This window comes from Hwangdonia seohaensis, from assembly GCF_031932625.1.
In the GTDB taxonomy this organism is placed as follows: domain Bacteria; phylum Bacteroidota; class Bacteroidia; order Flavobacteriales; family Flavobacteriaceae; genus Hwangdonia; species Hwangdonia seohaensis.
The window spans coordinates 286,179-299,365 of sequence record NZ_JAVSCK010000004.1; the positions used below are offsets into that span (position 1 = coordinate 286,179).

Below are 13,187 nucleotides of genomic sequence, written 5' to 3' on the forward strand. Positions count from 1 at the left end.
ATGGTGCACAGCAATTTCCTAATACATCGTTTTGATTTTTTGGTTCGTTTTGTATCCAGACAAAATGAACGTATCAAAAAAAGTATTAACTACAGAACACGCAATTTTTTTTCCGTATTTTTATTCAATTATGCGATGGATTACCTTTTTTATAATAATAATTTTCAGCAATTCAGTTTCAGCCAAAGAATGGAGAAACCTAAAAACCTACCAGAAAACCACTCAAAAGCAAAATCTTTCACCATCCGATTGGTTAAAATCAGACCGACAAAAAAACACCCTGGTTTGGCAACGCGCCAACCACTATAACTTAACCCATAATTTACCAAAAGAATACGTCAATATTAAAGAGCGCAAAGCTTTTTACATGTGGTTGTATAACGAACTCGATAAAAAAAGACACGAGGTGGTTTGGGTTAAAATGGCGCATTACATTTCCACCAAATTGCGTAAAATGGAATCTTTTCCCTTTGACATATTTACGAGCAAAAGAATTTTAGGGTACGCCAACAGGGGTAGCAAATTGGTTTTTAACGATGCTTTTGTGCCATTGAATTCAATATACCAATCTCATAAAATCTATACGGGCCAAAGCGCTGTACAATGGGATAAGGATATGCTGTACCAAGAGCAGTATTTTTGGATTGCTTCTATTTACAAATCCATGGACAAAAGAAGCCTAAAAAAGTTTCAGCGTATCGCTAAAGGCACTTTTTTATACGCACTGGTTGTACCAAAGGCCATTCGGTTTAAAGGCAATCTCACAAATGCCGAAGCCCGCTATAAATACGCCTTCGATACATTGAGGACATATTGCAAAAACAGATACAAATAATTAACAATTACTTGATATTTATATTGTATATTTGCACGCAATTTAACGCTAATTGCAAAATGACTTCACAACAAAATAAAATATTAGGAGAAGGTTTAACTTACGACGACGTTCTTTTGGTCCCAGCATTCTCAGAAGTACTTCCTCGCGAGGTCAATATTCAAACCAAATTCACGCGTAACATTACCATTAATGTGCCCATTATTTCGGCAGCCATGGATACCGTTACCGAAAGCAAAATGGCCATTGCTATGGCGCAAGAAGGCGGAATTGGTGTGCTGCACAAAAATATGACTATTGAAGAGCAGGCCTTAAAAGTTAGAAGGGTTAAGCGAGCGGAAAGCGGTATGATTATCGACCCGGTTACCTTGCCGCTCACTGCAAAGGTTGGCGACGCTAAACAGTACATGGCCGAGTATGGAATTGGAGGTATCCCCATTGTTGGCGAAGACCGCACATTAAAAGGTATTGTAACCAATCGCGATTTGCGTTTCGAGCACGATAATTCACGATTGATTAGCGAGGTTATGACGAGTGAAAATCTGGTAACTTCGTCAATAGGCACCTCATTGCAAGATGCCGAAAAAATACTTCAACAACATAAAATTGAAAAACTGCTTATTGTTGACGATAACTATAAACTTTCTGGTTTAATTACCTTTAGGGATATTACAAAAGTCACCCAAAAACCAAATGCCAACAAAGACCAATACGGTCGTTTGCGTGTGGCTGCTGCCATTGGCGTTACCGCTGATGCCGTTGATAGGGCAGAAGCTTTGGTAAACGCAGGTGTTGATGCCGTAGTTATCGATACGGCGCACGGGCACACAAAAGGCGTGGTGTTGGTGTTAAAAGAAATAAAGTCTAGATTCCCTGAACTTGATGTTATTGTGGGCAACATTGCAACGGCCGAAGCTGCAAAATACTTGGTTGATGCCGGTGCCGATGCTGTAAAGGTGGGCATAGGCCCAGGTTCAATTTGTACCACGCGAGTAATTGCAGGGGTTGGTTTTCCTCAATTTTCGGCAGTTATTGAAGTCGCTGAAGCTATAAAAGGAAGTGGTGTTCCGGTAATTGCAGATGGTGGCATCCGTTATACCGGCGATATACCCAAAGCAATTGCAGCGGGAGCAGATACGGTTATGCTTGGTTCGCTTTTAGCGGGAACCAAAGAATCACCCGGGGAAACCATTATTTACGAAGGACGAAAGTTTAAGTCGTATCGTGGTATGGGTTCTGTTGAAGCGATGAAACAAGGAAGCAAAGACCGTTACTTTCAAGATGTAGAAGACGATATTAAAAAATTAGTACCCGAAGGTATTGTGGGGCGTGTACCTTATAAAGGCGATTTATATGAAAGCATTCACCAATTTATAGGCGGTTTACGCGCAGGAATGGGGTATTGTGGTGCCAAAGACATCGCTACGTTAAAAGAAACCGGGCGGTTTGTAAAAATCACGGCAAGTGGGATTAACGAAAGCCATCCGCACGACGTTACCATTACCAAAGAATCTCCCAACTATTCAAGGTAGTTTTAATATGCTTTTTGAGCTTATTTATTAACGGGTTTTCATTTATTTTATAAGAAGATATAAAAAAAGCGCATAGAATATATGCGCTTTTACTTTTGCTATTAATCATAGGGATTTACAATAAGTATGTTGTCAATCTCAACGATGTAGCAAATGTATGATGATAAATCGTTAAAAAAATTGATGTATGATAATAAATTCAGTTGCTCGATAATTCTTTTCTAATTCGGCTTAAACTTTCTGTGGTAATACCCAAATAAGACGCAATGTGGTAGTTTTTTAAACATTGTTGGATATTGTGAAACGTCTTAACAAAATTAATGTAGCGTTCGGTGGCAGATTGCGATAAACCTGCGAGAATTCGTTTTTGGAAAGATGCAAAAGCGCGTTCCAATTTTATTCTAAAAAAGGTTTCTACTTTGGGTATTTTCGCATATAAAAACTCTTTGTCTTCTTTCGATATGCGGTACAACGTAGTGTCTTGCAAGACCTCTATGGTCAATATGGCTTTTGATTTTGAAAAAAATGCCGTGAAATCGCTAATCCACCAATCAGTAAAACCAAACTGTACCGTGTATTCCTTTCCTTTGGAATTTATATGAAACGAACGCAAACAGCCATCTTCAATATAATATTGGGCGTCAACCACGTCGCCGGCCTTTAAAAGTATTGCGCCTTTTTTGTGAATTTCTTTATGAAACAAGGAATCAATAATCATTACCTCTTGATTTGAGAGAGTAAGATTTTTGAATATTTTTTTTGCTATGGAGTTATTAGCACCCACTCTGTGATTAATTAATTATTAAAAGTACGAAAAATCGCTTTAGGTTCATATAAAAGTCGTTATATTATTAGATAAATTAGTCAACCTACTTTAAAGCAGAAAAACACGTGGTTTTTATGACGGGATTCCTTTCTTTTAATATAATATATTGTCTTATTATGTTGATAATGTGATTATTAGGGTTTGTTAAAATAACTATGAGCGGTTTTAATTACATTCATCCGTACGCTGCAACCATTTTAAAGCGCTTCTTAATTATGTTATGCAGATATTAAGTTTTCAATTCTTTTTCTATTTTAGTTGTATGCAAGAAGATTTTCTACATTACATCTGGCAACATAAAAAATTTGATGCGTCGAACTTAAAAACCACAAATGCAGAAACGGTTTCCATAGTTTCGGTTGGACAACACAATAGGAATTCAGGACCGGATTTTTTTAATGCACAACTTAAAATTGACAACCAACTTTGGGCGGGAAATGTAGAAATCCATATCAAATCTTCCGATTGGTTTTTGCACAATCACGAGCAAGACAAGGCTTACGATAATGTTATTTTGCACGTAGTTTGGGAGCACGATACCAATATTTACAGAAAGACTAACACGGCAATTCCAACTTTGGAGCTGAAAGCGTATACCTTTAAATCGGCATTAAAAAATTACCGGCAATTATTTTCGAAAACCAATAAGTGGATTAATTGCGAAAACGATTTTAAAAGTGTTGATGATTTTATAATCCAAAACTGGTTGGAGCGCTTATATTTTGAGCGTTTAGAGCGGAAATCTGAAGATATAAACCAGCTTTTAAAAACATCAAAAAACGATTGGGAAGCGGTTTTGTTTAAAATGCTTGCTAAAAATTTCGGACTTAAAGTTAACGCCGATGCTTTTTTAAGTATGGCAAATACCGTGGATTTTTCAATGGTTAGGAAACTGCAAAACAACCAAACCAGTTTGGAAGCTTTGTTTTTTGGGCAGGCCGATTTATTAATTGGCGATGTTGAAGATGCCTATTTTCAAAATTTAGCCAAAGAGTATCAATTTTTAAAACAGAAATTTACGTTAAACAATCAAAATATAACGCCCGTTCAGTTTTTTAGGTTACGGCCACCAAACTTCCCAACCGTTCGTTTATCGCAATTGGCAAGTCTGTACCACAAAGAGCAAAACCTGTTTTCAAAACTCAATAACATAAACAATATTGAAGATTTTTATATGCTATTTTCGGTACAAACATCTGCGTTTTGGGAATCGCACTATACCTTCGACAAAGTTTCAAAAACATCAAAAAAACAACTCACAAAAGCGTTTATCGATTTATTGATGATCAATACCATTATTCCCATAAAATTCGCATACGCCAAGTATCGAGGCAAACAGGTTGAAGCGGATATCGTAAAACTAATGCGGCACATTTCTTCAGAAAAAAACAGTGTTATAGAAAAATTCAATGCGCTTAAAAAAGTATCGACTTCAGCTTTGCAATCACAAGCTCTGCTTCAGCTAAAAAACGAATATTGCACTAAAAATAAGTGCTTGCAATGTGCTATAGGAAATACACTTTTAAACAAATAAACGTATAAACTTTTAAACTAAAAAAGTTAGTGTTAAATTGCAACATGAACATTTTTTACAAACCATTATTGTTTTTTCAAAAGCACGGATATTATGTTTGTCAGCGTATAGCCGACAGGTTTGGTATTAGGGCTAAAGTGGTGCGCACCACGTTTATGTATCTTACTTTTGTAACGGTTGGTTTTGGTTTTGCGCTGTACTTATTTTTGGCCTTTTGGATGCATGTTAAAGATTTGGTTTATACAAAACGCTCATCGGTTTTTGATTTATGAATCCACTAATAAAAATTTTTAGAACAAAAATTTATACAGCAATTTTTCTGTTGATTCTATTGGTGGGCATTGGTGTTGTTGGCTTTAAATCGATGTCCTATTACACCTGGATCGATGCACTTTACATGACCGTTATAACCATTACAACCGTTGGTTTTAAAGAAGTGCACCCACTAGACGACGCCACAAAAATATTCACCATATTTTTAATTTTAACCAGTGTTTTTATTTTGGGGTATGCCTTATCCGTAATCACCGAATATATTTTAAGCAAGAATAATTTTGAAGAATTAAAACAAAAAAAGATGCAGAAAAAGATTGATAACTTAAAAAATCACATTATAATTTGTGGTTACGGAAGAAATGGGAGACAAGCTGCAAGAAAATTATTAGCCTACAATAAACCATTTGTTATTGTTGAAAAAGACAAAGAATTGGTCGATAAAGTTGGAAACGAAGAAACCCCGTTTGTTTTGGGTAATGCCAGTGAAGACGAAACTTTAATACAGGCAGGCATTGATAGGGCATCGTGCTTAATAACGGCTTTGCCAAACGATGCCGATAATTTGTTTATCGTCCTTTCTGCCAGACAAATAAACAAGGATATAAATATTATAAGTCGCGCCTCTCAAGAAACCTCATATAAAAAATTAAAACTTGCAGGTGCCAATAATGTTATTTTGCCAGATAAAATTGGTGGCGATCACATGGCGTCCTTGGTTGTGGTTCCGGGGTTAATGGAGTTTGTAGATAACCTTTCAATCGTTGGGAAATCAAATATAAATATTGAAGAGATTGCCGTTGAAAAATTAACCAAGGAAATTAAAACCATTAAGGATTTAGACCTCAGAAAAAAAACAGGTTGCTCGGTGATTGGCTATAAAAATGAAAACGGAGAATACATCGTAAACCCAGAGGCGGATTTGGATCTTGCCCCTCATTCAAAAATTATTGTTTTAGGCCGACCTGAACAAATTGAACTGCTTAATTCTGTGTATAATATTAATTAGCGTATTCGCTATTTAACAACCAATTGTTTTAAAAAATCAATTATTTTTAGCATCTTGCTAGCTTTAAATATATATTCCTTAATAAAACTAACTAACAATAGACAATTATGAAGAAGTGTCTTCTTTCAATTTTCACCTTATTATTACCCATTTTAACATACGCACAAGAAATAGAAGAACTAAGCTTTGGCCAACGCATAGATAAGGCTTTCCAGCCTATGGCCGATTGGTGGGAAGGCTTCGTTTTAACGTCTGTAAATTTGGGCGAATACAACGTGCCTTTTGTGGTTATTTTATTGGTTTTGGGCGCTACTTTTTTTACCGTTTATTTTGGATTTCCCAATATCCGAAGGTTCCCTTTGGCAATAAATACGGTGCGAGGAAAATATGATGATATTGAAGGCGGTCACCACGCTGAAGATAAAGTAGCCGTTAATATTGTTGATGGCGATTTACCAGACACGATTCGAGATGAAAGTAAAGAAGGTGAAGTAAGCCATTTTCAAGCATTGGCAACGGCCGTTTCGGGTACTGTAGGTTTAGGTAATATCGCTGGGGTTGCCGTAGCTATTGCCATTGGTGGACCGGGTGCCACTTTTTGGATGATTGTTTGTGGTTTAATTGGGATGTCCACGAAATTTGTTGAATGTACACTGGGTGTAAAATATAGAGATGTAGGGGAAGACGGAACCGTTTATGGCGGTCCTATGTATTACTTATCAAAAGGATTGCAAGAACGCGGTTTTAAAATGATAGGGAAATTTTTAGCGGTACTGTTTGCCATACTTTGTGTTGGCGCTTCCTTTGGTGGTGGTAATGCATTTCAGTCCAATCAAGCGGCTCAACAATTATCCGATTTAGTGGGATGGAACTTTCAAACCGCCGGATTTTGGATTGGCTTGGTAATTGCCATAATTGTTGCGGTTGTAATTATTGGAGGTATAAAAAGAATAGCCAATGTAACCGAAAAAATAGTGCCTTTTATGGCAGGTATTTATGTGTTGGCAGCCTTAATTATTATTGGTGCTAATTATAGATTTATCGATGATGCCTTTTCCTTAATTTTAGAAGGAGCCTTTACGCCCATGGCGGGATTAGGCGGTATAGTTGGGGTGCTTATTGTTGGTTTTCAACGTGCGGCTTTCTCAAACGAGGCGGGAGCAGGTTCTGCAGCCATAGCACATTCTGCCGTAAAAACTAAATACCCAGCTTCAGAAGGTGTTGTGGCGCTGTTAGAGCCTTTTATCGATACTGTGGTTATTTGTACCATGACAGCCTTGGTAATTATCTTTTTTAATATGGATGATGCATCAACGGTTCAAGCGGCATTCACTTATGGAGGAGACGGTGCTGGAAATGTAATTTTAAACGAAACAGGTAGGGCTGTTGGCGGTGTAGAACTTACCTCAAGGGCTTTTGATGCGGTAATTCCTCATTTTTCTTATGTGTTAACGGTTGCCATTATTTTGTTTGCTTTTTCAACCATGATATCTTGGTCGTATTACGGATTGCAGTCTTGGAAATTTTTATTCGGTAGAGGAAAGGGAGCGGATTTAGCCTATAAAGTATTGTTTTTATTGTTTGTAGTTATTGGGGCTTCAACCACGCTTGATGCGGTTATTAAATTCTCTGATGCCATGATTTTAGCATTGGTTTTCCCTAACATGATTGGGCTTTTCTTCTTGTTTCCTAAAGTAAAAGAAGAAATGAGTAAATATTTGGGCGCTATAAAAGCGAGCAAAGAGGAGAAGTAATTATATAAAATGAAACAACCATAACTGAATTTTTGTCAATTAACGATAATTATAATATGGATGTTACATCGGACTAATTAAAAAAATAAATTTATACAGATGAAATCCCATTTCACGTTTTCTAAAGAGCAGCGGAATGGGATTTTTTTATTAATACTTTTAATCATAATATTACAGGGTGTTTATTTTTTTGTGGTCCCGTTAACCGCGGGGAACGATGTAAAAGAACTCTCGGTAAATCGAGAAGAACTCAAAAAATTCCAAAAAGAAATTGATTCCCTTAAACAGGTTGAACTTGAAGCGAGGCAACCAAAAATATATCCTTTCAATCCCAACTATATCACCGATTATAAAGGCGCTTCCCTGGGTATGTCAAACGAAGAAATAGACCGATTGCACGCTTTTAGGAAACAGGATAAATGGGTGAATAGTACTGAGGAATTTCAACAGGTAACCAAAATATCCGATTCGCTTTTAAATGCCATATCGCCCTATTTTAAATTCCCCGATTGGGTTACAAATCCTAAGCCAAAAGCCAATGTAATGGTTTACAATAATACGCCAAAAACCTTCGCTCAAAAACAAGATTTAAACACGGCAACGGCAAAACAACTTCAAAAAGTAAATGGGGTGGGCGCCTATTATTCAGAGCGTATTGTAAAATTCAGAAATACATTTTCCGGTGGATTTATCGCCGATGTTCAGCTACAGGATGTTTACGGATTAACTCCCGAAGTCATCGAAAAAATTACGGAACAGTTTACCGTTAAAACCCCAAGGACTGTCAAAAAAATCAATATAAACGAGGCTGCGATTGAAGACCTTGTTACCATTCAGCACATCGATTACGATTTGGCACACGATATGGTTGAGCAACGCCAATTAAGAGACGGATACAAATCCCTGGATGAACTAAAAAAAGTAAACGGCTTTCCTGTAAATAAATTCGAGATAATTAAATTATATTTGTCGATTGAATAAGGCTATTGAATAGAAAGAAAAAAAACGCTAATGGATACAATGTACTTCACCGAAGAGCATCAACTTTTTAGAAAAAGTTTGCAGGATTTTTTAACCAAAGAAGTCGTTCCGCATATTGACAAATGGGAAAGCACCGGAAATATCGAACACTTCATTTGGAAAAAAATGGGCGATATGGGCTTTTTTGGCATCAATTACCCTGAGGCTTATGGCGGACTGAATTTAGACCTTTTCTACACCGTTATTCTTCTTGAAGAACTTCAAAAAATAAACTCCGGTGGTTTTGCCGCGGCCATTTGGGCGCACTGCTATTTGGCCATGACGCATCTTAATGCCGAGGGCAACCACGATATAAAAGAACGCTATTTGGCACCGAGTATTGCTGGCGATAAAATAGGGTGTTTGTGCATTACCGAACCTTTTGGCGGTAGCGATGTGGCAGGCATGCGTACCACAGCCGTTAAACATGGCGACCATTATATTATAAACGGATCGAAAACTTTTATTACCAATGGAGTGGTTAGCGACTATTTAGTTGTGGCAGCCAAAACAAATCCGGAATTGGGTAACAAAGGCATTAGTATTTTTGTTATCGATAGGGGAACCGCTGGTGTATCTGCCACCAAATTAGATAAGTTGGGTTGGCGCGCTTCCGATACCGGAGAAATAGCCTTCGATAATGTAAAGGTGCCGGCAACCAATTTGTTGGGCGAAGAAAATAAAGGCTTTCCGTACATCATGCAGCATTTCTCGTTAGAGCGTTTAATTATGGGCGTAAACGCACACGCCAGAGCAGAATACGCTTTGGAATATGCGCTAAAATATATGTCTGAACGTATGGCTTTCGGAACGTCCATCGATAAATTTCAGGCGCTACGCCACACCGCAGCCGAACTTTATGCCGATATGGAAATTTGCAAAACCTTTAACTACGCGGTGGCTTACAGATTAAACAAAGGCGAATACGTGGTAAAAGAAGCGTCGATGTCTAAGCTTAAATCCACCAAAATGGCCGACGAGGTTATTTACCAGTGCCTACAGTTTTTGGGCGGTTACGGTTATATGGAAGATTACCCCATGGCAAGACTGCTGCGCGACAGCCGCTTAGGGCCAATAGGCGGTGGTACTTCCGAGATTTTAAGGGAAATATTGGCAAAAATCATCATTGATAAAAAGGAGTACAAACCGGCAACTTAAATGTTTTGGGCGTTACCCCGTTTGGTCGCTAAGGCTCCCGAAGCGGGGTCGGGCTTTCCACTGTATCTTTTTTTTACGTCATAGCGAGGAGTCAGCGACGTGGCTATTTGCCAAATTTTAGTTCTAAATTAAAGGGTGTTTTATGTCTTTCAAAAAAAGGATGCCGTTGCAATCCCTAACGCGCTTATTTGCTATCCTGTTTTTTTAATTTAAAGTTAGGTTTTTTTGGAAAGGTTTGTTTAACGGTCTAGTATAAGAATAGTAGCGGATTTGAGAGAGGCAGATTTTCCGAAGGAAAATCGGACGCAAGCAAATCAGCACGGACTTATAGATTGAGGAATAAACTTACGCATTATTTTTATACAATGTTGGCAATAGTTATTTTATTCTTTTTCCGAGTTTATATTGTTTTTTAGTTTCCGTTCCATCTTCTTTTAGACAATATTCTGTTCCGTTTTTCTTTCCATTAATATACTCACAACGAAAAGTCATTTTTTCTCCACCATCTCTATAACCCAATTCAATTCCGTGTTTTTTCTTTCCTAAATATTGACAACTATAAGATACTTTTCCATTTGTAAATTGTTCTCGAAGTATTTTTATTCCGTCATCGTTATAGGTATGAATTTCAAAAATTTCTTTCTGAAGGTTGTACATGATTTTTTTAGAAAGAACATTGGGCTTATTTGGATTGTAAATAGTTTTTGTCGAAAGTCTTTTTTCTTTACTGTTGAAATATAAATAGCTGTATAAAATAATACCATTTTCAAATTCCTCTTCATAAACTAAATGTTCATTTTTACGTTTGACTTGAGCAATTCCTGTAAAGAGTTCGTCGTCAATGACTTTATAAACCAAATTATTCTCAATGTAGACTTCTTTCATTCCGATTATTTCTTGCGAAATCAGTTTGTTGAAAGTAAAAAACATTAATAAAATCAGTAGGTTTCTCATTTGGTTTTAATTATTGCCAATGCTTTACTGATATGAAATCGTTTTAACGTTTTTTTATCAGCCGTTAAACGAAGTTATCATTTTTTTCTGACAAAATCAAGTGCCGTTTTTCATTAAAAAACCACTTTAAAAAAATAATAACTTTTATAATTGTGGATTTAAAATTACTTTTTATATTTGCATCCTGAAAATTCTAAAAGAGAGGAGGTTAAGACACTATGTTAATAATACCAGTAAAAGAAGGAGAAAATATAGATAGAGCGTTAAAGCGTTACAAGCGTAAGTTTGTAAGAACAACGGTAAAAAACCAGTTGCAAGAACGCAAGCAGTTTAACAAACCTTCAGTTGTACGTAGAGCTCAAGTTCAAAAAGCACAGTACATTCAACGTTTAAGAGATGCAGAAGAAGTATAATATCTGCCACTTATAATATAAAAATCCCGCAATTTGCGGGATTTTTTTGTTTAAAATTTTATAAATTACAACACCATATTTTAAAAAAACCGGAAACCTAAATAGTTGCGATTAAAAGCTAAAAAGCACATACGCCGCATCTCCGTGAATCAACCAAAATGCAATCCGTTAAAATCGGCGATCGGGATAATTATCGAGACCTGCCAAAAAGAAACCAATTAAACCAAGATTCAATAAAACATTGTATCTTGAACTCTGAACTCTGAACTCTGAACTCTGAATCTTGAACTCTGAACTCTGAACCTTGAACATGACATTCAAATCCTTCACAGATTATCTATTGTTAGAAAAAAACTATTCGGCATTAACCGTAAATGCCTATCAAAACGATTTGGAAAATTTTTCAGCATTCATAAAAACCGAATTCGAAACCCATACCATTAATAAGGTCAATTATCCGCAAATAAGACATTGGATAGTTTCCTTGGTGGAAAGCGGACTAGCAAACCGAAGTGTTAACCGGAAAATATCAGCCTTAAGCACCTATTATAAATTTCTTTTAAAAATTGGCGAAATTGAAACCAATCCACTTTCCAAACACAAGGCCTTAAAAACGAGTAAAAAAATTCAAGTCCCTTTTTCAGAAGACGAAATAATGAAGGTTTTGAATGATATGCATTTTGATGATGATTTTGAGGGCATTCGCAACAAACTAATCATCGAATTGTTTTACACCACCGGCATAAGACGCATAGAACTGATTGAGCTCCAGCTAACCAGTCTTAATTTAGATAATAAAACGTTAAAAGTGTTGGGAAAGAGAAATAAAGAACGCATCGTTCCGTTATTAAATTCAGTTACCAAAACAATAAAACAATATTTAATTTCAAGAAGTAAATTAGAACGTATTGCAGATGCCGATATGCTGTTTTTAACGAAAAAAGGAGTTAAAATATACGAAACACTTGTTTACAGAATAATAAATGATTATTTTAGTTTGGCATCATCCAAAGTAAAAAAGAGTCCACATATATTAAGGCATTCATTTGCAACTCATTTACTTAATCAAGGTGCCGATTTAAATGCGGTAAAAGAGCTTTTGGGGCACACCAGTTTGGCGGCAACACAAGTTTATACGCACAATAGTATAGCTGAACTTAAAAAAGTGCACGTAAAAGCACACCCTAGGAGTGAAAAATAAAAGTTTGTTTGTCTAACCTAATAAAAAGAACATGTAACGAGCCATAATAATAGGTAAATGCTATTTAACATGATTATGGGCAAATTACATTTGATCAATTTAATAACCTAAAAAAGAATAACCGATGAAAGTAAACACACAATCAGTTAATTTTAACGCAGATCAAAAGTTAATAGATTTTATTCAAAAACGCATGGATAAATTGGATATGTTTTATGATAAAGTAATAAAATCTGATGTTTATTTAAAAGTAGAAAACACTAGCGATAAGGAAAATAAAGTCTTTGAGGCTAGGGTAAGTGTTCCGGGAGATAGCTTTGTTGTAAAAAAACAGTGTAAAAGTTTTGAAGAGGGCGCAGATATGGCTGTTTCGTCGTTAGAAAGGCAACTAAAAAAGCGAAAAGAAAAATTAAGAGCACATTTATAATAAAATTTCTTAAAAAATGTTTTGAATAAAAAAATAAATCTCTACATTTGCAGTCCGTTAGAAATAGCGGGCTTTTTTTATGCTAAAAAAGTGTAAAAAAGCCGATGTAGCTCAGCTGGCTAGAGCAGCTGATTTGTAATCAGCAGGTCGTGGGTTCGAGTCCCTCCATCGGCTCTAAAATTGAAATATTGAAAACGTTTGAAATTCAGGGTTTTAAAGTCCGGATTTCGAATAGTTTGGGGAGATACTCA

Annotated in this window: 13 protein-coding genes and 1 tRNA gene; 12 read left to right on the plus strand and 2 right to left on the minus strand. The window is 36.3% G+C overall.

What is annotated here, in order from left to right; all coding sequences use genetic code 11:
• Positions 1 to 64: 64 nt before the first annotated feature.
• Entirely contained in the window at positions 65 to 835 is a 771-nt protein-coding gene (locus RNZ47_RS14105; RefSeq protein ID WP_311941521.1) for an Insecticidal toxin complex protein, read from the plus strand.
• 59 nt (positions 836 to 894) lie between these two features.
• Positions 895 to 2,367, plus strand: coding sequence for an IMP dehydrogenase (gene guaB, locus RNZ47_RS14110; protein WP_311941525.1), 1,473 nt, complete (start codon positions 895 to 897; stop codon positions 2,365 to 2,367).
• 199 nt (positions 2,368 to 2,566) lie between these two features.
• Here the strand turns inward: guaB and RNZ47_RS14115 are convergent, their stop codons facing one another.
• Positions 2,567 to 3,085, minus strand: coding sequence for a Crp/Fnr family transcriptional regulator (locus tag RNZ47_RS14115; protein ID WP_311941528.1), 519 nt, complete (start codon positions 3,083 to 3,085; stop codon positions 2,567 to 2,569).
• Positions 3,086 to 3,455: 370 nt separating this feature from the next.
• Between RNZ47_RS14115 and RNZ47_RS14120 the strand changes: the two genes are divergently transcribed.
• From RNZ47_RS14120 to RNZ47_RS14145, 6 genes are all read left to right on the plus strand, one after another.
• Entirely contained in the window at positions 3,456 to 4,727 is a 1,272-nt protein-coding gene (locus RNZ47_RS14120) for a DUF2851 family protein (RefSeq protein WP_311941531.1), read from the plus strand.
• 44 nt (positions 4,728 to 4,771) lie between these two features.
• Positions 4,772 to 4,999 carry a PspC domain-containing protein gene (locus tag RNZ47_RS14125; protein WP_311941535.1) on the plus strand — a complete coding sequence of 76 codons (228 nt, stop codon included), beginning with the start codon at positions 4,772 to 4,774 and terminating at the stop codon, positions 4,997 to 4,999.
• Positions 4,996 to 6,009 (plus strand): potassium channel family protein, encoded by a 1,014-nt coding sequence (locus RNZ47_RS14130; RefSeq protein ID WP_311941538.1) that lies wholly within the window; start codon positions 4,996 to 4,998, stop codon positions 6,007 to 6,009. Before RNZ47_RS14125 ends, RNZ47_RS14130 begins: the two co-directional genes overlap by 4 nt.
• A gap of 107 nt (positions 6,010 to 6,116) precedes the next feature.
• The gene (locus tag RNZ47_RS14135; protein ID WP_311941541.1) at positions 6,117 to 7,763 is read left to right on the plus strand and encodes an alanine/glycine:cation symporter family protein; all 1,647 of its coding nucleotides are present in this window, start codon (positions 6,117 to 6,119) and stop codon (positions 7,761 to 7,763) included.
• 99 nt (positions 7,764 to 7,862) lie between these two features.
• Positions 7,863 to 8,744: a ComEA family DNA-binding protein gene (locus RNZ47_RS14140; protein WP_311941542.1), complete on the plus strand. Its 882-nt coding sequence runs from the start codon at positions 7,863 to 7,865 to the stop codon at positions 8,742 to 8,744.
• Between the two features lie 30 nt (positions 8,745 to 8,774).
• On the plus strand, positions 8,775 to 9,941 hold the full coding sequence (locus tag RNZ47_RS14145) for an acyl-CoA dehydrogenase family protein (protein WP_311941544.1): 1,167 nt from the start codon (positions 8,775 to 8,777) through the stop codon (positions 9,939 to 9,941).
• Positions 9,942 to 10,319: 378 nt separating this feature from the next.
• Here RNZ47_RS14145 and RNZ47_RS14150 read toward each other — a convergent pair whose 3' ends face one another.
• The gene (locus RNZ47_RS14150) at positions 10,320 to 10,826 is read right to left on the minus strand and encodes a hypothetical protein (protein ID WP_311941547.1); all 507 of its coding nucleotides are present in this window, start codon (positions 10,824 to 10,826) and stop codon (positions 10,320 to 10,322) included.
• Positions 10,827 to 11,113: 287 nt separating this feature from the next.
• Between RNZ47_RS14150 and rpsU the strand changes: the two genes are divergently transcribed.
• The 4 genes from rpsU (at position 11,114) to RNZ47_RS14170 (ending at position 13,110) form a co-directional block, all read left to right on the plus strand.
• Positions 11,114 to 11,308 (plus strand): 30S ribosomal protein S21, encoded by a 195-nt coding sequence (gene rpsU / locus RNZ47_RS14155; RefSeq protein WP_311941551.1) that lies wholly within the window; start codon positions 11,114 to 11,116, stop codon positions 11,306 to 11,308.
• 310 nt (positions 11,309 to 11,618) lie between these two features.
• Complete coding sequence (locus tag RNZ47_RS14160; protein WP_311941554.1) at positions 11,619 to 12,509, plus strand: tyrosine-type recombinase/integrase; 891 nt, start codon at positions 11,619 to 11,621, stop codon at positions 12,507 to 12,509.
• Positions 12,510 to 12,633: 124 nt separating this feature from the next.
• Complete coding sequence (gene hpf / locus RNZ47_RS14165; protein ID WP_311941556.1) at positions 12,634 to 12,936, plus strand: ribosome hibernation-promoting factor, HPF/YfiA family; 303 nt, start codon at positions 12,634 to 12,636, stop codon at positions 12,934 to 12,936.
• A 100-nt stretch (positions 12,937 to 13,036) separates the two neighbouring features.
• A tRNA-Thr gene (locus RNZ47_RS14170) sits at positions 13,037 to 13,110 on the plus strand.
• Positions 13,111 to 13,187: the final 77 nt, after the last annotated feature.